This window comes from Streptomyces mabaensis (genome assembly GCF_053763515.1).
In genome coordinates this window covers 137,784-160,877 of the sequence record NZ_JBSOPZ010000011.1, presented here as the reverse complement: position 1 = coordinate 160,877, position 23,094 = coordinate 137,784, and the positions used below count along the sequence as shown (strand labels likewise).

At 69.8% G+C, this 23,094-nt stretch carries 29 protein-coding genes and 2 pseudogenes; 15 read left to right on the top strand and 16 right to left on the bottom strand.

Going from position 1 to position 23,094, the window contains the following annotated elements:
* Positions 1–42: 42 nt before the first annotated feature.
* The 5 genes from ACWV17_RS12540 to ACWV17_RS12520 all read left to right on the top strand — a co-directional run bounded on the left by ACWV17_RS12540 (position 43) and on the right by ACWV17_RS12520 (position 4,308).
* A complete protein-coding gene (locus tag ACWV17_RS12540; RefSeq protein WP_455359727.1) occupies positions 43–642 on the top strand; it encodes an FxLYD domain-containing protein in 600 nt (199 codons plus the stop codon).
* A 139-nt stretch (positions 643–781) separates the two neighbouring features.
* Entirely contained in the window at positions 782–2,332 is a 1,551-nt protein-coding gene (locus ACWV17_RS12535; protein WP_455359726.1) for a SpoIIE family protein phosphatase, read from the top strand.
* A 14-nt stretch (positions 2,333–2,346) separates the two neighbouring features.
* Positions 2,347–2,967 carry a hypothetical protein gene (locus tag ACWV17_RS12530; RefSeq protein WP_455359725.1) on the top strand — a complete coding sequence of 207 codons (621 nt, stop codon included), beginning with the start codon at positions 2,347–2,349 and terminating at the stop codon, positions 2,965–2,967.
* Positions 2,968–3,035: 68 nt separating this feature from the next.
* The gene (locus ACWV17_RS12525) at positions 3,036–3,803 is read left to right on the top strand and encodes a YqjF family protein (protein ID WP_455359724.1); all 768 of its coding nucleotides are present in this window, start codon (positions 3,036–3,038) and stop codon (positions 3,801–3,803) included.
* Between the two features lie 94 nt (positions 3,804–3,897).
* Positions 3,898–4,308 carry an ATP-binding protein gene (locus ACWV17_RS12520; RefSeq protein WP_455359723.1) on the top strand — a complete coding sequence of 137 codons (411 nt, stop codon included), beginning with the start codon at positions 3,898–3,900 and terminating at the stop codon, positions 4,306–4,308.
* 199 nt (positions 4,309–4,507) lie between these two features.
* Here ACWV17_RS12520 and ACWV17_RS12515 read toward each other — a convergent pair whose 3' ends face one another.
* The 8 genes from ACWV17_RS12515 to gvpO all read right to left on the bottom strand — a co-directional run bounded on the left by ACWV17_RS12515 (position 4,508) and on the right by gvpO (position 8,300).
* Positions 4,508–4,909 (bottom strand): gas vesicle protein K, encoded by a 402-nt coding sequence (locus tag ACWV17_RS12515; protein WP_455359722.1) that lies wholly within the window; start codon positions 4,907–4,909, stop codon positions 4,508–4,510.
* On the bottom strand, positions 4,906–5,160 hold the full coding sequence (locus ACWV17_RS12510; protein ID WP_455359721.1) for a gas vesicle protein: 255 nt from the start codon (positions 5,158–5,160) through the stop codon (positions 4,906–4,908). The genes ACWV17_RS12515 and ACWV17_RS12510 overlap by 4 nt, the downstream gene beginning before the upstream one ends.
* Positions 5,157–5,969 (bottom strand): GvpL/GvpF family gas vesicle protein, encoded by an 813-nt coding sequence (locus ACWV17_RS12505; RefSeq protein WP_455359720.1) that lies wholly within the window; start codon positions 5,967–5,969, stop codon positions 5,157–5,159. The genes ACWV17_RS12510 and ACWV17_RS12505 overlap by 4 nt, the downstream gene beginning before the upstream one ends.
* Positions 5,966–6,451, bottom strand: coding sequence for a gas vesicle protein (locus ACWV17_RS12500; protein WP_455359719.1), 486 nt, complete (start codon positions 6,449–6,451; stop codon positions 5,966–5,968). Before ACWV17_RS12500 ends, ACWV17_RS12505 begins: the two co-directional genes overlap by 4 nt.
* A 24-nt stretch (positions 6,452–6,475) precedes the next feature.
* The gene (locus ACWV17_RS12495; RefSeq protein WP_455359718.1) at positions 6,476–6,742 is read right to left on the bottom strand and encodes a gas vesicle protein GvpG; all 267 of its coding nucleotides are present in this window, start codon (positions 6,740–6,742) and stop codon (positions 6,476–6,478) included.
* Positions 6,743–6,751: 9 nt separating this feature from the next.
* Positions 6,752–7,465 (bottom strand): GvpL/GvpF family gas vesicle protein, encoded by a 714-nt coding sequence (locus ACWV17_RS12490; RefSeq protein ID WP_455359717.1) that lies wholly within the window; start codon positions 7,463–7,465, stop codon positions 6,752–6,754.
* Positions 7,466–7,472: 7 nt separating this feature from the next.
* The gene (locus ACWV17_RS12485; protein ID WP_455359716.1) at positions 7,473–7,907 is read right to left on the bottom strand and encodes a gas vesicle structural protein GvpA; all 435 of its coding nucleotides are present in this window, start codon (positions 7,905–7,907) and stop codon (positions 7,473–7,475) included.
* A gap of 84 nt (positions 7,908–7,991) precedes the next feature.
* Positions 7,992–8,300, bottom strand: coding sequence for a gas vesicle protein GvpO (gene gvpO, locus ACWV17_RS12480; protein ID WP_455353289.1), 309 nt, complete (start codon positions 8,298–8,300; stop codon positions 7,992–7,994).
* A 181-nt stretch (positions 8,301–8,481) separates the two neighbouring features.
* Between gvpO and ACWV17_RS12475 the strand changes: the two genes are divergently transcribed.
* The gene (locus ACWV17_RS12475; RefSeq protein ID WP_455359715.1) at positions 8,482–9,000 is read left to right on the top strand and encodes a pyridoxamine 5'-phosphate oxidase family protein; all 519 of its coding nucleotides are present in this window, start codon (positions 8,482–8,484) and stop codon (positions 8,998–9,000) included.
* Positions 9,001–9,116: 116 nt separating this feature from the next.
* Positions 9,117–9,665: a hypothetical protein gene (locus tag ACWV17_RS12470; RefSeq protein ID WP_455359714.1), complete on the top strand. Its 549-nt coding sequence runs from the start codon at positions 9,117–9,119 to the stop codon at positions 9,663–9,665.
* Positions 9,666–9,920: 255 nt separating this feature from the next.
* On the opposite strand, the gene ACWV17_RS12465 is transcribed toward ACWV17_RS12470, so the two are convergent.
* Together ACWV17_RS12465 and ACWV17_RS12460 are read right to left on the bottom strand one after the other, a co-directional pair.
* A complete protein-coding gene (locus tag ACWV17_RS12465) occupies positions 9,921–10,358 on the bottom strand; it encodes an SDR family NAD(P)-dependent oxidoreductase (RefSeq protein WP_455359713.1) in 438 nt (145 codons plus the stop codon).
* Complete coding sequence (locus ACWV17_RS12460) at positions 10,355–11,065, bottom strand: SgcJ/EcaC family oxidoreductase (protein WP_455359712.1); 711 nt, start codon at positions 11,063–11,065, stop codon at positions 10,355–10,357. The genes ACWV17_RS12465 and ACWV17_RS12460 overlap by 4 nt, the downstream gene beginning before the upstream one ends.
* A 190-nt stretch (positions 11,066–11,255) precedes the next feature.
* Between ACWV17_RS12460 and ACWV17_RS12455 the strand changes: the two genes are divergently transcribed.
* The 5 genes and pseudogenes from ACWV17_RS12455 to ACWV17_RS12435 all read left to right on the top strand — a co-directional run bounded on the left by ACWV17_RS12455 (position 11,256) and on the right by ACWV17_RS12435 (position 14,082).
* Complete coding sequence (locus ACWV17_RS12455; RefSeq protein ID WP_455359711.1) at positions 11,256–11,780, top strand: MarR family winged helix-turn-helix transcriptional regulator; 525 nt, start codon at positions 11,256–11,258, stop codon at positions 11,778–11,780.
* A gap of 32 nt (positions 11,781–11,812) precedes the next feature.
* A pseudogene (locus ACWV17_RS12450) lies at positions 11,813–11,950 on the top strand (amidohydrolase family protein); the annotation flags it as partial.
* A gap of 11 nt (positions 11,951–11,961) precedes the next feature.
* Positions 11,962–12,156, top strand: a pseudogene (locus tag ACWV17_RS12445) (p-hydroxycinnamoyl-CoA synthetase); the annotation flags it as partial.
* A 7-nt stretch (positions 12,157–12,163) separates the two neighbouring features.
* Complete coding sequence (locus tag ACWV17_RS12440) at positions 12,164–12,670, top strand: AMP-binding protein (RefSeq protein ID WP_455359756.1); 507 nt, start codon at positions 12,164–12,166, stop codon at positions 12,668–12,670.
* Positions 12,671–12,759: 89 nt separating this feature from the next.
* Positions 12,760–14,082 (top strand): serine hydrolase domain-containing protein, encoded by a 1,323-nt coding sequence (locus tag ACWV17_RS12435; protein WP_455359755.1) that lies wholly within the window; start codon positions 12,760–12,762, stop codon positions 14,080–14,082.
* Here ACWV17_RS12435 and ACWV17_RS12430 read toward each other — a convergent pair.
* The 4 genes from ACWV17_RS12430 to ACWV17_RS12415 form a co-directional block, all read right to left on the bottom strand.
* The gene (locus tag ACWV17_RS12430; protein WP_455353296.1) at positions 14,061–14,435 is read right to left on the bottom strand and encodes a peptidase inhibitor family I36 protein; all 375 of its coding nucleotides are present in this window, start codon (positions 14,433–14,435) and stop codon (positions 14,061–14,063) included. The two genes, ACWV17_RS12435 and ACWV17_RS12430, sit on opposite strands and share 22 nt — an antisense overlap.
* Positions 14,436–14,496: 61 nt before the next feature.
* On the bottom strand, positions 14,497–15,387 hold the full coding sequence (locus ACWV17_RS12425; RefSeq protein ID WP_455359710.1) for a hypothetical protein: 891 nt from the start codon (positions 15,385–15,387) through the stop codon (positions 14,497–14,499).
* A 48-nt stretch (positions 15,388–15,435) separates the two neighbouring features.
* Positions 15,436–15,879: a hypothetical protein gene (locus ACWV17_RS12420; protein ID WP_455359709.1), complete on the bottom strand. Its 444-nt coding sequence runs from the start codon at positions 15,877–15,879 to the stop codon at positions 15,436–15,438.
* 193 nt (positions 15,880–16,072) lie between these two features.
* A complete protein-coding gene (locus ACWV17_RS12415) occupies positions 16,073–17,191 on the bottom strand; it encodes an ArsR/SmtB family transcription factor (protein WP_455359708.1) in 1,119 nt (372 codons plus the stop codon).
* Between the two features lie 149 nt (positions 17,192–17,340).
* Here ACWV17_RS12415 and ACWV17_RS12410 point away from each other — a divergent pair, with 149 nt between their 5' ends.
* From ACWV17_RS12410 to ACWV17_RS12400, 3 genes are all read left to right on the top strand, one after another.
* Positions 17,341–18,816, top strand: coding sequence for a hypothetical protein (locus tag ACWV17_RS12410; RefSeq protein WP_455359707.1), 1,476 nt, complete (start codon positions 17,341–17,343; stop codon positions 18,814–18,816).
* 105 nt (positions 18,817–18,921) lie between these two features.
* Positions 18,922–20,229 carry an AAA family ATPase gene (locus tag ACWV17_RS12405; protein WP_455359706.1) on the top strand — a complete coding sequence of 436 codons (1,308 nt, stop codon included), beginning with the start codon at positions 18,922–18,924 and terminating at the stop codon, positions 20,227–20,229.
* Positions 20,226–21,614 carry a vWA domain-containing protein gene (locus ACWV17_RS12400; RefSeq protein ID WP_455359705.1) on the top strand — a complete coding sequence of 463 codons (1,389 nt, stop codon included), beginning with the start codon at positions 20,226–20,228 and terminating at the stop codon, positions 21,612–21,614. Before ACWV17_RS12405 ends, ACWV17_RS12400 begins: the two co-directional genes overlap by 4 nt.
* A gap of 132 nt (positions 21,615–21,746) precedes the next feature.
* Here ACWV17_RS12400 and ACWV17_RS12395 read toward each other — a convergent pair whose 3' ends face one another.
* Both ACWV17_RS12395 and ACWV17_RS12390 read right to left on the bottom strand, forming a co-directional pair.
* On the bottom strand, positions 21,747–22,712 hold the full coding sequence (locus ACWV17_RS12395; protein ID WP_455359704.1) for a pirin family protein: 966 nt from the start codon (positions 22,710–22,712) through the stop codon (positions 21,747–21,749).
* A 99-nt stretch (positions 22,713–22,811) separates the two neighbouring features.
* Positions 22,812–23,093 carry an AEC family transporter gene (locus tag ACWV17_RS12390; RefSeq protein WP_455359703.1) on the bottom strand — a complete coding sequence of 94 codons (282 nt, stop codon included), beginning with the start codon at positions 23,091–23,093 and terminating at the stop codon, positions 22,812–22,814.
* Position 23,094: the final 1 nt, after the last annotated feature.

The following is a 23,094-nucleotide window of genomic DNA, read 5'->3' as shown; positions in this document are numbered from 1 at the left end:
TACCGTGGGTCTCTCTGATCCACACGCGCCTCTGGGGGGCCCATGTCGCACAACCAACCGCCGGGACAGCAACCGCCGCAGGGCTGGGGCCAGCCCCAGCAGCAACCCGGTCAGCAATGGGGCCAGCAGCCGACCGGCCCCGGATGGGGCGGACCGCCACCGCAGCCGCGGAAGAGCAATACCGGCAAGGTGATCGGCTTCTCCTGCCTCGGCGTGGTCGGCCTGGTGGTGGTACTCGGCATCGTCGGCGCCCTCGTCTCGGGCGGTGACGGTGACAAGCCGGAGAGCAGCAGCGTCGCCACCAGCCCGGGCGGCGGGGCGCAGGAGGAGGCGCCGGCCGCGCCCGAGCAGAAGGAGCCCGAGGGCCCGGAGGGTGACGTCAAGATCACGTCATGCGATGTCGAGCCGACACTGAAGTGGCCTTCCGCATCGGTGACGATCACGAACCGGTCCAGCGACACGTCGAACTACATCGTCACCGTGGAGTTCCTGGACGCGCAGGGCGTACGGATCGGCGAGGGCCTGGCCGCGACGAACAACCTGGCCTCGGGCAAGGTCGCGAAGGAGAAGGCGCAGGGCACGGCGGACGCCACGGGCAAGATCACGTGCAAGGTCACGGACGTCACCCGCTACGCCTCGTAGCTCGCGTCGCACGGCCCCAGCTGCGGGAGCGGCGCCCGGAGGGAGAGGATGGGGGAGGCAGAACCACCAGCCGAGCCGCTGGCTCGGGTCGGCGCCGTGACACCTCTGGGTGCGGCGCTTGCGGTGAGGAGGTACCGGGATGTGTGCAGCCGAGTACTCCCCGGCCGGCCTCGAGACCGCGGCAGTCACTCCGAGCGCGTCCGGTGGCCTCCTCGATGTGCTGAGCGTGGCGGCCGTTCTCGTCGACGCCGAGGGCAGGATCGACCTCTGGAGCCCCCAGGCCGAGGACCTGTTCGGCTACAGCGCCGAGGAGGCCCTCGGCGAGTTCGCGGTGCGCCTGCTGGTCCATGAGGAGCACCACGAAGCAGTGCTCGACCTGTTCGCCCAGGTCATGCAGGGCCGCGGCAGCTGGGCCGGAGTCTTCCCCGTCCGGCACAAGGACGGCAGCACCCGGCTGGTGGAGTTCCGCAACATGCTGCTGCAGGACGACCAGCGGGACTACTACGCCCTGGGGCTGGCCACGGATCAGGCGACGCTGCGGCAGGTCGAACGAGATCTGGCGTTGTCCGCCCGTCTGGTGTCCCAGTCACCGATCGGCCTGGGTGTACTGGGCACCGACCTCCGGTACGTCTCGGTCAACCCGGCGGAGGAGCGGATGAACGGCGTGCCCGCCACCGAGCATGTGGGCCGGCACGTCCATGAGGTGCTGCCCTTCCTGGACGCGTCCTTCGAAGCGACCATGCGCGAGGTCCTGGCCACCGGCATCCCGGTCCTGGACCAGTACACCGTGGGCCGCACCCCGGCCGACCCGGACAACGAGCACGCCTGGTCGATCTCCTTCCACCGGCTCGAAGCCCCGAGCGGCAAGGTGCTGGGGGTGGTGACCTCCAGCGTGGACGTCACCGAGCGGCACCGCGCCGTCCAGGAACAACGCCGCACCGTGCTCACCCTCCAGCGCAGCCTGCTCCCCCACCCGCCCCCGCAGCGGCCGGGGCTGGCCGTCGCCTCCCGGTACCAGCCCGCCCAGGCGGCCAGCGAGATCGGCGGCGACTGGTTCGACGTCATCCCGCTCGGTGGCGACCACACCGCCCTCGTCGTCGGAGACGTCATGGGCAGCGGCGTCGGCGCCGCCGCCACCATGGGCCAGCTCCGCACCGCCACCCGCACCCTGGCCGGCCTCGATCTCGCCCCCGCCCAGGTCCTCCAGCACCTCGACCACATCACCGAGGACCTGGAGCAGGACATCATCGCCACCTGCGTCTACGCCGTCTACGACCCGCACGGCGCGCAGTGCCACATCTCCCTCGCCGGCCACCTGCCCCCGGCGCTCCTCCGGTTCGACGGAAAGCACCAGCTGCTCAACCTGCCCACCGGAACCCCGCTGGGCGTCGGCAAGTCCGACTTCCACACCACCACGCTCGCCCTGCACCCGGGCGACCAGCTCGTCCTGTACACCGATGGGCTGGTGGAGAGGCGCGATCAGCCCATCGACGTATGCCTGGACGCCCTGCTCACCCTCCTGGACGACCCCCACCGCTCCCTGGACGAGACCTGCGAGCTGCTCCTGCGCACCCTGCGCCACCCCGCCGGCCACGACGACGTCGCGCTGCTCATCGCCCGAGCCCTCCACTCCACGCCCAGCGACGACGCCCCCCGGCCGCCCCCGTGCGGCCGGCCCGTGCCCGCGTGATTCCGCCTCGTCCCATGCGCGCACGCCTGCAGTTCGACGGCTGGATCGCCGGGATCGGGACCGCCTCCGGTACCCGCATCGTGCTCGGGCACTGGACCCGGTCCTCGTTCGGGCCGTTCAGCGACGTGATGCTCGAGCGAATGAACGGCGAGCGTCTCCTGCTCGCACCAAGCCGGTCGATCGGTGACTTCGTCGCCGGCATTTACAGTTTCGATCACATGCGGGTCGTACCGGTGACGGTGGGCGTCGAGGGCAGGTCCTGGGCCGTCGAGGCCGGGCCGCTGGAGCTGCGTTTCACGGTTGGCCGGCGCGGCCCCCTGGGGCTGCTGCTGTGCGGCGTGCCCCATGCGCTCGCCGCCCGGCCGGCCTGGATCACCCTCGTGGACCTCCCCGCCCGACTGTTGCCCGGTGTACGAACCCGGGGCAGTGCCGGCCATACCCGCCGGGAGTGGTACGGCGCGCTGGACCTCTGGCCGGTCACCGCTGCCTCCGCCGCCTTCGAGGGGCATAGCCTCGGCCCCCTCGCCCCGGTCGATCCCCCCGTACGGTTCGGGTTCGGTTCGGTGCCCCGGCGTCCCGCCCTCGTACGCGTCACCTCCACGGTCGACCCGGGCAGCGGCCGGCCTCCTGGTTGAGAGGCAGGCCGGGCGTGTGGAGATCCGGGCCGGGGGTTGCCGCTGCGGCGGGAGGGCACCTGCCGGGTGTGACGTCGTTTTCGGCGGAGCAGCCGGTCGCGGTTCCCATGCTGACGGCGTGGTGGCTCAGCCAGACCTTCGTGCACTGGCCGTATCCCCCGGAGGAGATACAGGCCCTGCTGCCTGGCGGCCTTCAGGTGGATGTATTCCGCAACACCGCGTGGGTGAGCGTGACACCGTTCCTGATGGCGTCGGTGCGGACTTTCGGCATGGTCCCGGTACCGGGCCGGACTTTCCCTGAAACCAATGTGCGCACGTACGTGCGCCTTCCGGACGGCAGGGACGGCGTGTGGTTCCTCTCCCTTGAGGTCGGTAATCCCCTGATGCTGGCCGCCCGCGTGATCGGGGCCCCGTACCACCTGGCAAGCCTGAAGCTGAGGAAGGACGGCCCGGTCCTCCTCCACTACACGGGCGAACGGCGGGGTGGCGGAGCCGGCTACCGACTGACGGTGCGCACCGGCGCCGCGATCGACATGAGTGAACACGACGTCTGGCTGGTCTCACGTTGGCGCGCCTTCACCCGGAGCGCCGGCACCCTCTGGGAGACACCGGTCGAGCACGAGCCGTGGCCGTTGGCACGGGCCACCCTCGTCGATCTCCGGGAGACCCTGACCGCCCGGGCCGGTCTCTCCGCTCCCGCCGGCGAACCCGTCGTTCACTACTCCCCCGGGATCGGACCCGTACGGCTCGGAGCCACACGTCCCGCACAAGCCGCCGCGGCCATGGGGGCCCGCCGGCAACGAAAATCCGGGAGCCCACCGCTCCGGCACCCCTGACACGCCGCCGTGCTCCGAGTTACGAGCTCAACGCTGGGTAGGCGAACTGCGACACAGGATCCAAGAGGAGTACCGAGTTGACGGGGTGAATCGCATGTACGAGCCGAGCGTGACCGGCACTCCTGTTTCTTGCCGGACTCAGTTCACTTGCCGACCGCGGTATGCGGCCCAAGCCCGTGACACAGCAGCCGCCTTCCTCGCCAGCCTGCACCCCTCTCCGTCGGCAGACGCCGCGCAGGGCTTGCTGCTGGTGGTCTCCGAACTCGTCACCAATGCGCTGCGGCACGCGGGCGCTGTGTCGGCATTGCGCCTCGTCGCAGATCGCCGGAGTCTTCAGGTCCGTGTCGAGGACCCCAGTCCCGCTTGTCCTCAGGACCGCACTCCCGACCTGACGGGTCGCACGGGAGGTTTCGGCTGGCCCATGGTTCAGCGCTTGGCTCGCAGCGTGACCGTCCACACCGGGCCCCGCGGCGGCAAAGTCATCCTTGCCACCCTCCCTCGCTGACACCGAGCGCCTCGCCTTGGCCCTCGGCCCCGGCAGTGACAACGGACTCACGGCCCAGCAACACACGGAGCTGATGCGCAAAGCGGGCTTCGAGGCGGTCGGGTGCGTGTGGCAGTACGGGCACAGCTGCGTCCTGGTGGCCGTGCGCACGTGATGTCCCGTGGTGTCCCGCCGCACCATGGCAGGCGTGGCAGCGGGGTCATTCCTCGGGCGGCAGCAGGGTTCCCAGCGGACCGAGGTCCAGGTTGAGATCGCTCAGTGTCAGGTCGTACCGGGCGCAGAGGTCGCTCATTCGGTCGTGGAGGGCCATGAGGGTGGCCCCCAGACGCTCCTCCTGGGCCTCGGTGAGGTCTCCGGCGTCGACGCGGTGCAGGGCCTGGCGTTCCATGAGCTGCCGCAGGAGTTCGATGACGGTGAGGACGAGCTTCATCAGATCCCGTTCCACGGTCTCCGGGTCGGAGGTGATCCTGCGTGCCGGTGCTCGGGCCTGACCGGCGGGCGGGATGTCCTGGGGGGCGGCGGGGAGCAGGCGAAAAGCGCGTTCGGCGGTGGCGAGGGCTTCCTCGACATCGTTGACGAGGCGGCGGTCTTCCTTGCTCATGGCTCTCTCCGGGGTGGTGCTCCGGTGTTCCACGGAGAGGGGTTCTGTTCGCTGATGGAGACGATGAGCGCGCGCAGCGAGACTCGGACGAGGTCGATGTCGGCGATGGACAGCACCACGTCCCCGGTGAGGACCACGCCGGAACCGAGCAGCCGATCGAGCAGGTCGATCAGGGCCACCTGCCGGTCGGGCAGGGCCCGGTCCGGCAGGGCCCGGTCAGCCTCGGCCGGCAGTTCGTCCGCAGTCCTCATGGCGTGCCCTGCTCGGCCGCTTCGGGCTGGGGAGGTGTGGCGAAGGAGTAGGGGGCCCATGGGCCGGTGACTTCGACGCGTACCCCCGGCAGTCCTTCGGCTGCGTGAAGGACCTGGGCGCGGAAGTCCTCCGCATGCTCCAGCGGTACGAGGTACGCGTCGTTCGCGATGTTCTGCCCTTCTTCGTGGGCGAGTTCCCCCTGCTGGATTCGATGGCGGACCCGATCCACCGCGCGGCCGCGAGCGACTGCGTGGATACGTTCGGCTGCTCGCTCGGCCGCCCGGTAGGTGTCTTCTCGCGAGTGCTGCTGTGCTCTGCGGTGACGCAGGTAGGCCCGGCCGGGACTGAGGTCCGGGGGTGCGGCGGCCGGCTGCGCGTCGTCCTGTCCTTGTTGCGGGGCGACGTAGATCTTGACCCCCCATTCCACGTGGGAGTCCAGCCGGGACAGGCGGTCGGCGAATGCTTCCCTGCGGGCGTTGAGCATGCTCCGCACCCGGTCGTCATCGAGGTAGACGGTCGCCAGGCGCAGCGGCAGAACAGTGGTGTGTTCGGCCAGCGCCTCCACCACGCCGTGGTGGGCACGGGCGACCGACTCCAGCCAGTCCAGGTCCTCCAGGTGCGCTCGGAGAGCGTCCTCACAGAAGTCCTGCGAGGGTACGGCGCTCACTGCCGCCACCACGTCGTCGCCCTCGCCGGCCCGGACCAGGTGCACAGGCGTCCGCGCCACTCCGTGCAGGTCGGCCAGTACCTCGCTCAGTCCCGCGGCATCCCGTGCCACGGCGTAGGCGTAGGTGACCGGCTCGGTCATGACTCATCTCGCTTCTTGGGGCGGGCCCGAGACGCGGTTCCCTTGGCGCGTGGGCGCCGGGCGGGGGCGGGGCGGCGTTCTTCGGTCTCCTCGGGCTCTTCGGGCTCTTCGGTCTCCTCGGGCTCCTCGGCCGACGCCGTGAGGGAGGGCTGCTCGCGCAGTGCCTCGATCTCCGCGCGGAGGCGTTTGTTCTCTTCGGCCAGCGAACGGCCGTCGCCAGCCCGAGAGGACAACGAGGGGTCGTGTTCCCACCAGTCGATACCCATCTCCTTGGCCTTGTCGACCGACGCGACCAGCAGGCGCAGCTTGATGGTGAGGAGTTCGATGTCCAGCAGGTTGATCTGGATGTCGCCGGCGATGACGATGCCTTTGTCGAGTACTCGCTCCAGAATGTCGGCGAGATTGGCCGACGACCCCTGGCCGTAGGAGGGGGCCGGTCTGGAGGGGAAGGAGCCAAGCCTGTTGGCGACGGGTTCTGTCACGGCCTTCGACCTCCTCCGTCCCTCTCAGGTACCGCTGCGCCGCTGTGCGCGGGCCTGTGCGCGGGCCTTGATCTCCTCCAGCCGGTCGAGGAGCTCGTCTTCACGCCGGTCGAAGGCTTCCTCGTCGATGTCTCCTGCCAGCAGTGCCTTCTCGAGCTCGGCGAGTTCCCGTTCAACGGGTCCGGGGTCGTAGTACTCAGCCTCGGCGGCCTCCATGACACGTTCCACCACCCAGGCCACGCCGCGCACGGGAGCCAGGGGCAGGGTGGCTATCTGGCTGAGCAGACCCATGGGATCCCCCTAGACGAAGCTGTAGGCGGGCAGTGGCCCGTGCAGGCGGAAATCGAAGTCCTCGCCCAGTTCACCGACCAGACTCTTGTGCGCGGCAGTGAACCCTTCCTCGTTGTCGCGGTCCACCAGGAAGGACACCTTCAGAAAGTCGTTTCCACTTGCCTCTGACAAGCGCTCGTCGCGGGCGAAGGGGCGCAGGATGCCGAGAACCTCGACCGCCAGCGCGTCTTGGCGGAGCTGGACTTCACGAGCGACCAACTCGCCCAGGGCGAACTTCAGGTCGGGGGTGCCGCGGCCGCTCCTGATCTCGTCGTTGAGCCTGCGGGCCTCGTCCGATTCCGCGAGGATCTGCCGCAGCAGGGCGTCCTCGTCCTGGGCCGCGTTCAAGCGGTACTCCGCGCAGCCCTCCAGCTCGCTCAGCCGTTCGGCGTACTGTTCCGTGCGGTCATCCAGGGCCGCGCGCACCGCGTCGTCGTCCGGCGCCGTCATGCCGAACCGGAAGGGGAGGACCGAGCCGTCGGCCAGCAGACGTTCCTGCACGGCCTGGTGAGCACTGAGATCCCGGCGTTTGGGCCGGAGTTCTTCGGGTGCGTCACTGACGACGGCACACACCGCCCCGTTGGTCACGACCCGGACCACGGAGGGCGGGTCTCCCACACCCTCCAGGTCATCCAGACGCTGGGGATGCTCGGCCGAGATGATCGAGTAGACGTAGAGAGTCATGATCTGTCTACTCCTCCCGCCGCCGGGCAGGACGACGAGTCGCCCGCTCACGCTTCGGCTCGGGCTCCTTGTCATCTTCTCGTGTCCCATGGAGGGAGTCGGTCACGGCCTCCACGGCGCCGGTCAGAGCGCCCTTGCTCTTGCCGTGAGATCCCCCTTCGGTCACCTCGCCGACGAGGTCCGTCAGCTTGGAGGGCGCCTTTCGCCCGGCCTCCAGGTCCAGACGGTTGCACGCTTCGGCAAAGCGCAGATAGGTGTCCACACTCGCCACGACGACCCGGGCGTCGATCTTGAGGATCTCAATACCCACCAGCGACACCCTGACGAAGGCGTCGATGACGAGACCCCGATCCAAGATCAGTTCGAGAACGTCGTACAGATTGCCCGAACCCCCGCCGGTGGCGACACCGCCTCCGCCTCCGCTTTGCGGCACCACAGTCATGGTGCCTCCCTTCCTGGCCTGCCTGGGCCACCGCCCGGCGACGCGGACCGCCGCGTTTCGCCGTGCGAACTCGCCCGCGACCGCTCAGGTGCGCCGGTCGATCTGCCCCCGGGTGTAGCGGCGCGTCTGTTCGTACGCCACCAGCTCACCCTCGCCGTCCAACGTCACCCGGTAGCTCGCCATCACGCTCGTGGTCTCCGGAACCCGCTCCACCTCCACAACCTCGACATCTGCCAGCCAGCCGTCCTGGGTGGGCTTCACCGCCGAGACCGACTCCGGTACCCGCCCCAGGAGCTCCCCCAGCTGCTCAGCGGCATAACGCATGGCCCGTGGCGCCGAGACGCGGCGGACCTGCTTGGGCCGGCCCTCGCTCCGCCCGCTCACGCGCCGCACGTCGGCATGCTTGTCCGACTGGCCGGGGGACGGGCGCCGGGGACGCTTGATGTCATCGTCTTTCCCAACCACCGCTCACCATCCATATAGCCTACTTAATGACGATATAGGCTTACGTCGCAGCTGTGCCAGGAGGGCCTCGCGGTTTGCCCCGGCGTGGTGATCAAGGAAGCCTGGAGGCATGGACTGGGGCGACTTCCAGCAGGTGGCACCGGACATCGCCGCACGGGCACATGCCTCCTTTGAACGTTTCGGCTTCGCCCTGGTCGGAACCATCCGGCGGGACGGGACGCCCCGGATCAGCCCGGTTGAAGTCCATGTGGTCCGGCACCAGCTGATGCTCGTCATGATCGCCGGATCGCACAAGGCACGTGACCTTGCCCGCGACCCCCGTCTGGTGCTGCAAACTCCGGTCACCAACGCCGGCAACCCCGAGTGTGAGATCAAGCTGCACGGCCACGTGACGGAGGTGGATGAAACGCAACGCGAGGCGACCGCTGATGCCATCGAGGAAACGAGCGGGTGGCGGCCTCAAGGCACCTGGCACTTCTTCACCCTCACCCTCGACAGCGCAAGCTGCATCGAGTGGAACGAGGACGAAATGACCTTGAAGCGTTGGGACCAGGCGCACGGACTGCGACCGCCCGAGCGACGCCGCCTGGACATGGAAGCAAGCCGCTACCTGCCGATTGATGACTGAGGCGGGCCTTTGTCAAGCCCCGCGTTTTCCGGACATGACAGCCGCCCGCAGGTTCATGTCTGCTGGTCCGTAGGGGGGTGGATCGGTGGACCTTCACGAGCAGGACGGGACGGATCATGAATGAGACGCCAGGATCTGGGCTGCCGGAAGTGCTCACGGTGGAGAACGAACGCTTTGGTCCGGTGACGATCACCCTCCCGGTCAGGGGTGCGGGCATGGCACGCGTGGACGGCCCTCGGCTGCCGCAGGCCATGATGCTGCGCACCGGTATGGAACAGGACCATCCGCAGGCCCCCATCGGCACGCGCGACGCCGCCCGGCTGACCATGACGGTCGGCGGTGACGTGGCCGGGTTGACGCTCGGACCGGGACGGCTGACACGGTCCTCGTACAGCGCCGCCGTGGACCTCGCGGGCCGCTCCTACACGTTCGAACCGACGGATGCGAACACCAGCGTGCTGCGCTGCGAAGGGCACCCGGTGGCCTCGTTCACCTGGATCGGCGACAGCGAACCGGAGGCCCGCCGGCTGTCCGAGGAGGCCGCGTCTCCGACGCCCGAGGAGGCGGCCGCGGGGTACCTGCTGGCGACGGCGTTCGGTACGGGCGCCGCGAGCACCGGCTCGCTCGTCGTCGACGCCATCCTGCAGATGATCCCAGGAGTGTGAGGCATTGTGGACATACCAGCCACACCGTCAGAAGACGCCCTGATCACTCCGACGAGACCCAGCACACTGTCATCGCCGATGCCCTGCAGGGTGACCAGGTGTTTCGGTTGCGAGCAGGCGCAGGACCGTGCGGCGTGGCAGGGTTCGTGCAGCCGTGGCGAACAGGGCGTTCGACGTAGACGCCGCGCGCCTTCTGCTCGTGCCAGAGGGATTCGGAGAACGAGGTCACGAACGCTTTGGTGGCGCTGTAGACGCTCAGCTGCGGCATGGGGCGAAGGCGAGGGTGGAGGAGACGTTGACCAGGGCGTCGCCCGGGCGGGCGCCGGCGAGGAAGGCCTGGGCGAGGGTGACCAATGCGTGGCAGTTGAGGTCCAGCATGGCTGCGGCGGTGTCCAGCGGGAGCTGGGAGAACGGCCCGGCGGTCGCGGTCCCTGCGTTGTTGACCAGGACGTCGAACGGGGTCCGTTGCACGGCCTGGACCACGCGCTTGCGGCCTTCCTCGGTCGCCAGGTCCGCAACGAGAGCCGTGTGTCCTGGGCCCAACGCGTCGATGACCGCGCGCAACCGGTCCTCGCTGCGCGCCACACCGGTTACGGCGTAGCCGGCGGCGGCGAACTCGCGGGCGATTGCGCGGCCTATGCCTTCGCTCGCGCCGGTCACCAGGGCCCGTGGCGGGTTGGCGGACGCGGTCACTTCTCGGCCTCGGGCCTGGTGTCCGGCGAGAGGATGAACGAGATGCGCTCCATCACGGACTGGCGCTGGGTGTTGTGGAAGGCGGCGATGCGCCACTGCCCGTCTGCTTCGCGTACGAGGGTGGTCGTCTGCACCTTGGAGAGCTCTGATGCCGCCGGCTGGTCTGTGCCGGTGTAGGTGTCGCCGCGGCCGGTGACGACGGCGGTGTCCGCGGACAGGAAGCGGATGCCGAGGTAGGTTCCGGCCAGCCTGCTGTCTTCGAGGAACCCGTCGAGCAGGGCCTTGTGGGAGTTGACGATGTCGTCGCGGCCTTCGTAGTGGCTGCCGACGAAGGTGGTGTAGGTGGCGTCCTTGGTGAACAGGGCGCCGTAGGCAACGGCGTCTCCTCGCGACCAGGCTTCGGCCAGCAACGTCATGATCCCGCACACCGCGTCACGGTCACCGGACCGGGTCTCGGCGCCGGCACCGGTCGGGGTGACACTGGTGCACTGCGCCTCGCCGGTGTTGCTCACGTCGGAGGTGGCGTCGAGCCACAGGTACCCGCCACCACCCACGGCAGCGAGCGCGACAGCTGATATACCGAGCGCGGGCTTGAGCCGCCGACGGGGGCGACGGGGGCGACGGGGGCGACGGGCCGGTGACTGCTCATGGCCCGGATCGGTTGCGGCGTTGTGAGATGCGGATGTCCGGCCGGTGGTGCTGGTCATGTCGGTGAGAGTCCTTCGATAGGTGGATCAATGCGCCGCGGAGGGCGGCTGGGTCACTTCTGGGCGGCCGGGACTCATCCCTCTGGTCCCATGTGTCATGCCGTCCCCCTGTTCGCTAAACTGAAGCAGAACCTGCTTCAAAGCATTATCTGCTTGCTTGCAGATATAACGTTAAGGGGAACCCGGGACGATGGCAAACGAGACGCCCGACGATCCGCACGTGATCTTTCGCGAGTATCTGGACGCCGTGGGTCTGCACGGGATGGCAGGTGCCGAGGCGGCCGGGCTGCAGCCCACCGAGTGGTACGCGATCAGCCTCATCACCCTGGCGAGCCGCATCACCTCCGGCGACTTGGCCACCCGCACCGGACTCACCACCGGCGCCACCACACGGCTCATCGACCGCCTCGAGAAGGCGGGCTACGTACGCCGCACCACCGATCCGGCCGACCGCAGGCGGGTCCTGGTCGAAGCCTCGGCCGACACCTTCCCCGACATCGAGGACGTGGTCGCCCCAGCTCGACGCCGCATCGCCGAGGTCCTCGACCACTACACACCCGAAGAGCGCGAGATCCTTTTCGACTACTTCACCCGCGCCGCGCCCGCCTACCGAGCGGCCGCCGAAGAGATCCGCTCCGCCGCCGCACACCACCGCCGCCCCGGCCGGAAACCCAAGACCGATGCCGCGCGCCCGGCACCGCCGTCGAGCGAGTAACCGCGGCCGTCCGTTGCATGGCGGCGCCGATCGGCATCCGGCTGAAGTACTCCAACCCCATGCTGGTCGACGACGTCGCGGTGGACTTCCCGCAGCTGCGGATCGTCCTGGCGCACCCGTCGTTCCCCTGGCAGGACGAGGCGCTGGCCGTGGCCACGCACAAGGCATCGGCTCCTGGCCGGTGCGCCGGGCCCCGCAAGACCCCGGACCGGATCGCCGTTGTCCACGAGGACCGCACCTGGACCTATCGGGACCCCACCAGCGGGTGCTGCGCCTGGCTCACGCTCTGCGCGCCCTGGGCACCGGCCGCGGCGAACGGGTCGCGTATCTGGGGCCCAATCACCCGGTCTTCCTGGAAACGCTGTTCGCCGCCGGAGCGCTCGGTGCGGTCTTCGTGCCGCTCAACATCCGGCTGGCCGCCCCGGAGCTGGCTTACAACCTCCCCGGCCGGGGCCGGTGTCATCGGCTCCCACGCCAACATCGTCTGGAACAGCGTCAACGTCCTCGTCGCCACCGATCTGGCCGCCGACGAGGTGACCCTGGTCGTCGCCCCGCTGTTCCACACCGCCGGTCTCAACATGACCTGCCTGCCCACGCTCCTCAAAGGCGGCCGCGTGGTGCTGCTAGACGCGGGCTACGGTATGACCGATGCCTCGCCGGGGATCCTGGACATCACCGGTGTCTCCATGAGCGTCAACTACGGCCTGAGCAAGGTCCGCTGCCCCAGCCCCGTGCCGGTCGGCGCGAAGTTCCGCCTGCACGGCGCGGTCGGCTCCGTGGAGGAAGTCAGGGGCAACGGCGTGCAGATGCGGCTGACCTTCACCGTGGAGGTCGAGGGAAGCGACGAGCCCGCCTGCGTGGCCCAGGCGGTCTACCGGCACTACGCCTGAGCCCGGATGGCTCACCTCGCGACCGAGGTGGCGCGGGCCTAGGCTGGTGGTGCTGTTGCCTTGGTCGTCGTACGACAGGAGGCCATGCCGTGAGACCGACCCGCATTCGGCTGCGCCGGGCCTGCGTGGCCGTCGCCGCCGCAGGTGTGCTGATCGCCCCCGCTGTTGCGGGCTCCGCGTCCGGGGCGACCATCCTGGCGCAGCCCGTCCCCGCCGCTCCCTCCCCGGATACCGACACGGACTTCCCGCAACTCACCCCGGCAGTCGCGGCGAAACTGGACGCGGCCGTGCGCCAGGCCATGCGCGAGGCGCAGGTGCCGGGCGTGATCGTGGGGCTGTGGGCCCCCGGCAAGGGAAGCTACGTGAAGGCCTTCGGTGTGGCGGACAAGGCGACCGGCGCACCCATGGAGGCCGGTCTCAACATGCGCATCGGCAGCGAGACCAAGACGTTCACGGTCACCGCCCTCCTGCGGCTGGTCGACCAGGGAAAGGTCGGCCTGGACGACACCATAGGGACGTACATCACCGGCGTTCCGAACGGGGACCGCATCACCCTGCGCGAACTGGCGGGCATGCGCAGCGGACTCTTCAACTACAGCGAGGACGAAGGCTTCGACAAGGAGCTCACCTCTCACCCCAAACGCCCCTTCACGCCACAGCAATTGCTCGACTACTCCTTCAAGCACCCGGTGCAGTTCGCGCCGGGCGAGAAGTTCGAGTACTCCAACACCAACCTGATCCTGCTCGGTCTGGTGGTGGAGAAGGTCACCGGCCGGCCGCTCCACGAGGTCATCGAACAGGACGTCCTGGAGCCGGCCGGTCTGCGCCGCACCCTCTTCCCGACCGGGGCGGAGTTCCCCGACCCGCACGCACACGGCTACACCGACCAGTCGGCCTCGGGCAAGATCGTGGACTCGACCGGCTGGAACCCGTCCTGGGCCTGGGCCGCGGGAGCGATGATCTCCGACCTGCAGGACCTGCGCAGCTGGGCCCGCACCCTCGCCACCGGGACGCTGCTGACGCCCGCGACCCAGGCCGAGCGCCTGAAGACCACTCCGATAGGCATTCCCGGTGCCGGCTACGGGCTGGGCATCTTCAACGTCCAGGGCTGGATCGGCCACAACGGCTCGCTGCCCGGGTACGAGAGCCTGACCGTCTACCTGCCAGAGGCGCGGGCGACGATGGTCGTCCTCCTCAACACCGACGTCCTGCACAAGGGCCAGGAACCCAGCACGCTCTTCGGCGAGGCGATCACCAGCATCGTGACCCCCGACCACGTGTACCCCGGCCACAAACCATCCGTACCGCGTAGTGGCCCGACGGGCCGTAGCGGTCGAGCCACTACGCAACGGGACGGGTGTTCACCGCATCTGATGGGACGTGGGCTGTTTCAGCAACGGCCCCACCGATGAGATGAGTAGTCGTTGTCGTTCATGATCGCGTCGAAGTACTCGCCGCGCCTGACGCACTGCCAGCGATTGACGTAGTTGACGTCTCTGTAGAGCGAGACGTCTTGGGCCGTTGGGTGGGAATAGCCGTTGTTGTAGACGGACTCGGCACGATCTCCCCACCCGTCGTCGTGCCAGTTGGAGTCGTTTCCTGACCAGCCCTTCCAGGGGCCGCTGTAGCCGTCGTAGTCCCAGACGCACACATATCCCTGGGGGCAGTCGGCCATGGCGGCCGATGCCGGGGCGGCCGGCAGCGTCAGCCAGGCCGCAGTGACGGCAACGGCTGCGACAATGGTGCGGGCTCGTACTCGGCGCATGCGTTCTTCGCTCCTTTTTCTGTCCGTTGTTACTCAGGTGTTATTCAGGGGAGAAGCGGCGTCAGTCAAGTTCCGCTTCGGCTCGCGATATGGCTCTGCGCTCCATTTCGTTCAGGGTTGTCAATGAAGTGCGATACTTTGTGAGAATGCGGGGCCTGTGAACCTCTTCCAGCCTGCGGATCGTCGGTGACACATACCGCCGGGCGCAAGTGGCTTCGGTTTTCGCTGTTCGTATCTCGACTTGGAGAGCGGTACGCGTATTCATGCCCGTGGTACTTCGGGCCAGCTCTTCGCGTAGTCCGGCTGGGCCGTCGACGGCATGGCCGGCGGAATTCACGCAACGGGTCCACTTGGTCATGACCATCTTGAAGTCCCGTTCTTCGCGGACTCGTTGCTGGAGAAGGGGTTCGAGGGCGTCCACGGTTCTGCGTGCCGCGAACCAGCGGGGCATATCTCTGTACAGCACCGTACGAGCCTCGGCGACACAGCCCTTGTCGCTTGTGGCAAGCCGACCCCCGCCTGGGAGCTTCACCGATATCTGACGTCCCCTCCCCAGCAGAGTTCGACTCCAGGCGGCCTTCTGTTGCGATGTGAGTCGGGACAGGATGTTGTCGCCTTCTCTTCTTCGTTGCTCCAGCCGTTCCTCTTCCGCCGTCATGAATTGATCCCCGTAGCCGTACTCTGTCGCCCACGCGTCATCGTCGACGAGGTAGGGGAATACCCGTTCCTCATGCGCGCGTTCAGGGAACGAGAGCTTTTCGTAGGGCCAGCCGTGGTCGGTCATGCAGCGGTGGATCAGGTCTTCCTCGGCCCGGTGCAGGAGTCTTCGCTCCGCGAGGCTCACGGGCTTCGCGGCATCCGCGGAGGGAGGAGAATGATGCACGTCCGCGGTGCATGCGGTGAGCAGCATGGCGCTCACGGCCGCCAGCATGCCACCAAGAATTCGATTCATGGGTCTCCTGACATCTGGTGGGCCGGCGTCACGGACTGCTTCTCGGGATCAGTACCAACCGGTGCAGACGATCGTGCCACTGGCCTCGCCGCAGGCGCGCATCACGTAGCCTTCGTCGTCGTAGGCGGGCGTGTAGGTCCCGGTGGCCGTGCCGAGCATGGAGAACCCCAGTTGAGGTTCCCAGCGGCCGGCGCGCGCGTCAGCCAGTGAGTGCGCCCGGTCGACCCACAGACTGTCGTACTTCCGGCCGGATGAGATGCGGCCCCAGGCGCAGGCACTGCCGTCGTGGTATCGCAGTTCGAAGAGCGCTCCGCTCGGCGCCCGCACCGACTTTGCCGTCCTGGGATTGGCGAGCGAAGCAGGATCGCTGCCGTCCTGGCAGGCCCTCGCCTGTCCCGAGGGCGCCGCCTGGGCCTGCGGAACAAGGAATGCAGCGCCGACAAGGACGCTTCCGGCGAACGCGATTCCCGTCCTGCGCAGTGAGATGTTCATCGTCTTCGTCTCCTTCGTCCGCCCCGGCACCCGCAGACACCTCAGGCAGCAGTCACTGTCAGCACAAGGTTGGGCGACCGGCAGGAAGAGGAGCCAACATTTCCGTGATCGTTGAAATCACTGGGCACAGGGCGTCGCGTGTGCCTTGGAACGCTCCGGGCCATCTGGCCGACCGCCCAGGGCTGCTGAATCGTCAGCGCCCGCTCAGCAGCTCCACGAGCCTGTGGCCGGTCTCGGTGCGCCATAACGACACCTTCTTGCCGTCGCGGCTGCGCGCAGTGAGCCCGGCCTGTTCGAGCTTGAGACAGTGGTGCGTGACGGCGCTTGGGGCACAGTTGAGAAGGGCGCTCGCTTGGCCCATGGTCAGTCCGCGGTCAGCCATGCGCAGCAGTTCGGCCCGGAGCGGACCGAGCACGGTGGCCAAGGCGTCGCGAGGCGGGTGGGGCTGCGTGTGTGCGGTCCAGAGCTGGTGCAGGCCGGGGACGGGGTACCCGACCCAGATACTGTCGCGCTGGTCGAGGTTGAGCACGGAGGCCGAGACGCCGGAGACGAGCGGGAGCAGCACGACGCGCCGGTCTGCCAGGTCGACGGCGGTGGAGCACGGGTCGGGCAGCCGGAGCGACTGGTCCACCAGCGAGATGCGAGTGCCGAGCGTGGCCAGCACCGCCGCGAGTCCTCCGGTGACTGCGGCGGTGCCAACGCGTGCCGTTTCCCTCTCCATCAGGTCACTCGCCCGCTTCCAGGCCGGTTCAAACGCTTGCCAGATTCCGTGCAGGGTGCGGACATAGGAGTTCAGAAAGCGAGCCGGGCGGTCGATAACCCGCGACCACCGCTGCGGAACGCCGTCCGGGAAGTCCGCGACCAGGTCGGCGTAGAGCTGCTCGGATCTGGTCTGGACGATGCGGTCGAGCTGCGCATCGACGTCGGCGGGGTCCTGCGGCCGGGGAGAGATACAGTCGGGCACCCACAGCGTGTTCGGTGCGAAGGCGGGCGTGAGCACGTCGGCGGCGCCGTCCGGACACGCCGATCGCAACGCCCGCCGCCACTGCGGCGGCAGTCCCTGCGAAGTGGCACCGAGTACGTCCGCGGCAAGCGAAAGCACACTGACGGTCGGCTGGCGGACCACGGACACCCGCACGTCGTCCAGTCCGCCGAGCCGAGCGATCGAGACCTTCTGCACTGCTCCCCCTGTCCGTAACAGTCCGAGAAACAGGACGGCAGAGCCGAGCGTAAGGTTGCAGTCCGTACGTTCCGACGCCCCCTCGTGGGGCGTATGGACGGCGCGCGCTCCACTGACCTCAGCTTCCTTCACGCAGGGGCAGCATCGTCGAGAACGCTTCGCGATGTTCTGGCGGCCGGTGCGGGAGGCTGACAGATCACTGTCGGAGTGGTTAAGATGCCGACGATGATGACTTTCTCCTCGTATGGATTGGGGGAATCGTTCGCGCAGGGTGAGTGCTGATGGCATATCACCTCCCGAACGACTTCCCGGCCCGTCTTTTGATGTGGCAACGCGTGCGCGAGTACGCCGTGCCACCGTCCATGATCGAGGCCGCGACCGCGCGGCGCGAGGTCGGTGACTGGGCGGGGGCTTGTGCCGCCGCCCGGATCGACGTCGATTTCGATCTGCGCACCGTGCGCGACCGGCACGGCTGCGACCTCGTCACCCAACTCCGTGCAGATCTGCGCCGGCTGGCGCCGGACCTGCTTCGCTGGCACATGCCCCGGATCGCCCCCGACGGGCGGCTCCGGCCCGGCCTCACCATCTGTCTGGCCCGTTACCAAAGTTGGGGCACCACGCCGCTGCAACTGGTGGTGCGGACACCGCCGCCCTGGGCGGACGCCGGACAGCGGATGTCGCTGGCCCTGTGGGAGGGGGCGGGGCAGCACGCCCCCGGGCATCCGTATCCGCATCCCCATCCGGACCGACGTTTCCGACTCGACCTGCACCGGCACCTCTGGGACTCCGGGCGAAGCACCGAACTTGCGTGGCGGTGCGGGTCGGCCGGGGCACCGTCCATGACGCCGCCCGATCGGCAGGACCGGCTCGCCGTCCAAGGATCCCCCTGGGCTACGGCCAGGTGGGCCGCCGAGGCGGAACTGCTCTTGCGGGAGGAGGGACGTCCTCGCGGGGCCTTCACCGTGCGGCTCGGTGCGGGGAACCGGGTCGTGCTCGACCTCGTCGCCCCCGACGACAGCCATGCCCCGACGTTCCGGCCGCTGCGGGACGCGTTGCCCCCGCAGGAGGCCGCAAGGCTTCCGGTGCTACCGGAGGCGGCGGCCCGGGTCCTTCCAGACGGGGAACTACTGTCGGCCGGGCTCGTCGCGGCGGAGCGGCTGCATCCGCTCGTCGCCGCAGCACTGATGCCGTCAGGCCCAGTGAGGGCGGCCGAGCCCGTTCCCGAGCCCGGCGATCCGCACCGGGTGGAGTGCCGGGGCGCGGTCCACCGGATCGCGCTGCGGGACGGGGTGCTGACGGCGATCGATCACGACCCGGCCCAACTGCGCCGGGAGGAGCTGCTGGTGGCGCTCGGCGGGCCGGCGCTGCCCTGCCTGCGGGCGATCGACGCGGTGCACCGCAACCCGGAGGCCCTGCCCGCGGTCCGGGAGCGGCTCGGCCACGGTGACGTCGCCGGGGCGCTGGTCGTGGTCGAGGGGCTGCTCGGTCCCGGTGCGGTCCTGCGCGACGGGCCGCTCCGGGAGGAACTGGAGTCAGCTGCGGCCCGCCGCATCGACCACGGGCTCTTCCGCTCGGGACTGGTCGCCTCGGGACTGGTCGCCGCGCACCCCGGTGCCGGTGCGCCAGGAGGCGGGCACGCGTCAGGCGGGGGGCAGGCCACGGCAGGCCATCGTCCCCGGCTCGGCAGCCGTACGCCTCCCGAAATGCGCCGCAAGCGGAGCAGCCGGGCCCGTCCCCGCACCGGCCTGTCCTACTGACTGGCTGCTCTCACCGAAGCCCTACTCCGCTGCGTGTTCCGCGCCGCACGCCCACGACGTCCCGTACGGGCCGTTCCGTCAGCCCCCTACATCCCACTGAAGGTGATGCCCATGACTTCCCCTGCTCTCCTCACCGCCCCGGTCGCCGCCACGGACGCACCCATCCGCGTCGACGAGCCCGGCACCGGCACCAACCTCGACCTTGCCGACGACCTCCTGTCCCTGCTGCGGACGAGCACCACCGAGCCGCGCCCCGACGAGCAGCTCGAAGCGCTCACCCTGGCCGTCGCGGCCGACCTGCCCGTGCTGCTCTGGGGCGAGCCGGGCATCGGCAAGACCGCCGCCCTGACGCAGCTCGCCACCTCCCTCGACCTGCCGCTGACGACCGTGATCGCCAGCGTCCACGAGCCGTCCGACTTCTCCGGACTGCCCATTGTGGGCGACGACCCCGCGGTGAAGGGGGTGCCGATGGCGCCGCCACAGTGGGCCGTCGAGCTCGTACGGGCCGGACGAGGGCTGCTCTTCCTCGATGAACTCTCCACCGCCACCCCGGCCGTTCAGGCCGCTCTGCTCCGGGTCGTCCTGGAGCGGAGGGTCGGTGCGCTGCAACTGCCGCCGGGAGTACGGATCGTGGCCGCCGCCAATCCGCGCGCGTCAGCGGCAGACGGGTGGGAGCTCAGCCCGCCGTTGGCCAACCGGTTCGTACACCTGCAGTGGGTGCACGACCGGGAGGTGGTGGTGCGCGGGCTGGGCGGGGTCTGGCCCCGCGCGGAGCTGCCCCGGCTGGTGCCGGAGCGGCTGTCGGAGGCGGTGGCTTTCGCCCGGCGCGCGGTGTGCAGCTTTCTGGAAGCCCGGCCCACGCTGATCCACCGGCTGCCGAGCACTGAGACGCGGCGCGGCGGTGCCTGGCCCTCGCCCCGGAGCTGGGAGGCTGCGTTGACCCTGCTGGCCTTCGGCACGGCGGCGTCCGTCTCCCGGGAGGTCCTGGCGCTTCTGGTGAGAGGCGCGGTCGGGGACGGTCCTGGGCTCGAACTCCTCGCTCACCTGGACCGTATGGAGCTGCCGGACCCGGAGTCGCTGCTGGCCGATCCAGCCTCCGCCGACCTGCCGGTGCGGGGCGATCTGCGTCAGGCGGCGCTGGAGGCCGTGGTGGCCGCCGTCGGGGCGCGGCCGGAACGGGAGCGGTGGGAGGCCGGCTGGGCAGTGCTGGTCCGGGCGCTGGAGACGGGCGCCCCAGACCTGCTGGTCGCCCCGGCGACGGCGTTGGCCTCGCTGCGGCGCGATGACTGGGAAGTGCCTGAGGCGGTGGAGCGGCTGACCGGGGTGGTCGGTCTCGCCCGGCGTGCGGACCGGTCGGTGAGGCGGGCCGCAGCCGCGGCCGGCACCGGGCGTGGGGCGGGGGCGTCGCGATGACGGGGGCCGCGAAGCGCCCGGGGCCGCACCCGCTGCCACGCCCGATACCCCGGCCCTCGCCGCCACGCCCGGTACGGGCCACCACGCCGAGGCCGACCAGCTCCAGTGGGCCGGTCGGCGGGCCCGGAGCTCCGCTGGACAGGGAGAAGTTGCTGGCCGCCCGGCTGCACGCGGTGAAGGTCCGTCCCTACCTGGCCGGCGCGCTCTTCGCGCTGCACGTGGTGGAGGACCGCTCGGTACCGACGATGGCGGTGGACGCGCACTGGCGCTGCTACGTCTCCCCCGGCTTCGTGTCGCGCACCCCGGTGGAGGAGCTGGCAGGCGTCTGGGTGCACGAGGTCTCCCATCTGCTCCGGGACCACCACGGGCGGGGCGAACGGTATGCGCGGGAGCACGAGCAGCAGGGGCCGGGCGAGCGAGGCGAGATGGGGATCCCCCGGGCCGAAGGCTGGGGGAGGCTGCGGCGGAACATCGCCGCCGACTTCGAGATCAACGATGACATCTACGGTGACGGACTGCCCCTGCCTGCCGGAGCGGCACTGCCGTCGATGCTGCGGCTTCCCGACGGGCTGCTGATGGAGGAGTACCTGCGGACGGCGTCGATGTCCGGGCTCGCCGCGGATCTGGCCTGGCTGGACTGCGGCAGTGGTGCCGACGGGCAGGGCCGGCCGTGGGAGTTGGGGCCCGAAGGGGCGCACGGGTTGAGCAGGCAGCAGCGGGACGCGGTCCGCTTCCGGGTCGCCGAGGGGATCAAAGGTCGGCCGGGTGACACACCGGAGGGGTGGCGCCGGTGGGCGGACGAGGCGTTCCACCCCCCGCAGCCGTGGCGGCAGTTGCTGGGGGCGGCACTCCGCTCGGCGGTGGGTGCGCCGGGGGTGGGCGAGGACCACAGCTACCGGCGCCCGTCCCGGCGCTCGGCAGGTGTACCCGGGGTGCTGCTGCCGAGCCTGCGCCGTACGCCACCCCGGGTCTGCGTCGTGATCGACACCTCCGGTTCGGTGAGCGACGCCGAGCTGGGCAGCGCGCTGCTGGAGGTGGCGGCGATCTCGCGGGCGGTGGGCGGGCGGCGGGACCTGGTCTCAGTGATCTCGTGCGACGCTGCGGCCGGCATCGCCGTCCCGCTCTGCCGGGCCGAGAACATCGAACTGGTCGGAGGCGGAGGCACGGACCTGCGCTCCGGTTTCGCCCGGGCGCTCCGCTCCCAGCCCCGCCCGAACGTCATCGTCGCCCTCACGGACGGTCAGACGCCGTGGCCCACCACGCCGCCGCCCTGCCGCACCGTCGTCGGCCTCTTCCCCCGTCCCACCCGCGCCAGGGACGAGGAGAATCCCGACTACACCCCGGACACCCCGCCGCCCTGGGCGCGTGTCGTCACCATCGGCTGAGGAAGCTGTCCGGCCGGCGCCCCGAGGCGACGACGATGGGACTCCGGTGGGCGGGCACCGCGCGCCGCCGCTCGGCACCGAGGGGAGGGTGCTCGGTCTCTCGCTGACCACGTAGGGGAACAACACCCCAGGTCAGCGCACCCGTCCCCGGGGTTTCAGCGCTACCGGCGGCAGCGCCGGAGCGGGCAGCCGGGCGCCGTCGTAGCCCTTCACCTCGCCGAAGCGGGTGGTCTTCATCCAGTCCTCGCGGGCCGCTTCGATGTCCTCGTGGGAACGGCCGATGAAGTTCCACCACATGACGATCTCCTCTTCGAACGGCTCGCCGCCCAGCAGCATCAGCCCCGCGTCCGACTCCGCGCGCAGCCGCAGATCCGCGCGGCCGCAGCCGAGGTACAGCATCGAGCCGGGCAGTACCGGGACGCCGTCGACGTGGGCCTCGCCCGACATCGAGAGCACGGCGTACTCGAAGTCCGGGTCCAGGGGCAGGCTGGTTTCCGTGCCGGCCGTCAGGGCCAAATCGGCGCCGGTCAGCGGGGTGTACGTGGTGCCGGGCGAGGCCGCGCCGTCCAGTTCGCCGAGGATGACGGTGGCGGCGAGGCCGGGCGCGGTGACGACGGGCAGGTCGGCGTGGTGCTGGAAGTGCGGCTCGGTGTAACGGTGGGCTTCGGGCAGGGCGACCCATAGCTGGGCGCCGTGCAGGTAGCGGGCGTGCGGCCGGGGGCTCTCCTCGGAGTGGCTGATCGCCCGGCCCGAGGTCATCAGGCCCAGTTCCCGGGGACGGATCGTCTGGAGGCTGCCGACGCTGTCGCGGTGCAGGACCTCGCCGTCGTGCAGCCAGCTGACCGTCTGCAGGCCCATGTGCGGGTGCGGCGGGACCTGCATGCCCGGCTCGTCGGCGATGTCGTCGGGGCCGTAGTGGTCGACGAAGCACCAGGCGCCGATCATCCGTCGGCCGAGGTTGGGCAGCAGCCTGCGGACCTCGGTGGACTCGCCGAGCCGGACCTGACGGGCGGTGAGGAGTTCACGTACCGGCTCGGCGACGACGAAGCCGCGGCCGCCGCACACGGACAGCGAGGCCTGGCGATCGAGATTGCTCATGACGCACAACCTATTCCCGCGGGGGCGCGGGCCGTCGGCGGACCGCGCTGCGTGGAACTGTAGTGGAACGCGCAGGCACGGCGGCGGGCTCCCGACCGGTCAGGCGAGCAGCCACGTGATCAGCGACAGCGATGCCATGGACAACAGGGTGGAGAGCAGGACGGTGTCCCTGGCCAGGCCGGTGTCCAGCCGGTATTCGGACGCGAAGACGAAGGCGTTCTGGGCGGTCGGCAGGCCGGCGCAGAGCACGACGGCGAACAGGGCGTGCCCGTCCAGTCCGAACAGCCAGCGGCCGAGGGCGTAGGTTCTGTCCGGGCGATCAGGCTGGATCAGCGAGCGGCGTCTGGTGCGTGCAGCTGCAAGGCGGCCGGGTTCGCCCATA

Bases quoted from the DNA above. Each gene is read 5' to 3' on its own strand.
- ACWV17_RS12540 (WP_455359727.1), top strand. From the start codon at position 43: ATGTCGCACAACCAACCGCCGGGACAGCAACCGCCGCAGGGCTGGGGC.
- ACWV17_RS12535 (WP_455359726.1), top strand. From the start codon at position 782: ATGTGTGCAGCCGAGTACTCCCCGGCCGGCCTCGAGACCGCGGCAGTC.
- ACWV17_RS12530 (WP_455359725.1), top strand. From the start codon at position 2,347: ATGCGCGCACGCCTGCAGTTCGACGGCTGGATCGCCGGGATCGGGACC.
- ACWV17_RS12520 (WP_455359723.1), top strand. From the start codon at position 3,898: ATGTACGAGCCGAGCGTGACCGGCACTCCTGTTTCTTGCCGGACTCAG.
- ACWV17_RS12515 (WP_455359722.1), bottom strand. From the start codon at position 4,909: ATGAGCAAGGAAGACCGCCGCCTCGTCAACGATGTCGAGGAAGCCCTC.
- ACWV17_RS12510 (WP_455359721.1), bottom strand. From the start codon at position 5,160: ATGAGGACTGCGGACGAACTGCCGGCCGAGGCTGACCGGGCCCTGCCG.
- ACWV17_RS12505 (WP_455359720.1), bottom strand. From the start codon at position 5,969: ATGACCGAGCCGGTCACCTACGCCTACGCCGTGGCACGGGATGCCGCG.
- ACWV17_RS12495 (WP_455359718.1), bottom strand. From the start codon at position 6,742: ATGGGTCTGCTCAGCCAGATAGCCACCCTGCCCCTGGCTCCCGTGCGC.
- ACWV17_RS12490 (WP_455359717.1), bottom strand. From the start codon at position 7,465: ATGACTCTCTACGTCTACTCGATCATCTCGGCCGAGCATCCCCAGCGT.
- ACWV17_RS12485 (WP_455359716.1), bottom strand. From the start codon at position 7,907: ATGACTGTGGTGCCGCAAAGCGGAGGCGGAGGCGGTGTCGCCACCGGC.
- ACWV17_RS12475 (WP_455359715.1), top strand. From the start codon at position 8,482: ATGGACTGGGGCGACTTCCAGCAGGTGGCACCGGACATCGCCGCACGG.
- ACWV17_RS12470 (WP_455359714.1), top strand. From the start codon at position 9,117: ATGAATGAGACGCCAGGATCTGGGCTGCCGGAAGTGCTCACGGTGGAG.
- ACWV17_RS12460 (WP_455359712.1), bottom strand. From the start codon at position 11,065: ATGACCAGCACCACCGGCCGGACATCCGCATCTCACAACGCCGCAACC.
- ACWV17_RS12455 (WP_455359711.1), top strand. From the start codon at position 11,256: ATGGCAAACGAGACGCCCGACGATCCGCACGTGATCTTTCGCGAGTAT.
- ACWV17_RS12430 (WP_455353296.1), bottom strand. From the start codon at position 14,435: ATGCGCCGAGTACGAGCCCGCACCATTGTCGCAGCCGTTGCCGTCACT.
- ACWV17_RS12425 (WP_455359710.1), bottom strand. From the start codon at position 15,387: ATGAATCGAATTCTTGGTGGCATGCTGGCGGCCGTGAGCGCCATGCTG.
- ACWV17_RS12420 (WP_455359709.1), bottom strand. From the start codon at position 15,879: ATGAACATCTCACTGCGCAGGACGGGAATCGCGTTCGCCGGAAGCGTC.
- ACWV17_RS12410 (WP_455359707.1), top strand. From the start codon at position 17,341: ATGGCATATCACCTCCCGAACGACTTCCCGGCCCGTCTTTTGATGTGG.
- ACWV17_RS12405 (WP_455359706.1), top strand. From the start codon at position 18,922: ATGCCCATGACTTCCCCTGCTCTCCTCACCGCCCCGGTCGCCGCCACG.
- ACWV17_RS12400 (WP_455359705.1), top strand. From the start codon at position 20,226: ATGACGGGGGCCGCGAAGCGCCCGGGGCCGCACCCGCTGCCACGCCCG.
- ACWV17_RS12395 (WP_455359704.1), bottom strand. From the start codon at position 22,712: ATGAGCAATCTCGATCGCCAGGCCTCGCTGTCCGTGTGCGGCGGCCGC.
- ACWV17_RS12390 (WP_455359703.1), bottom strand. From the start codon at position 23,093: ATGGGCGAACCCGGCCGCCTTGCAGCTGCACGCACCAGACGCCGCTCG.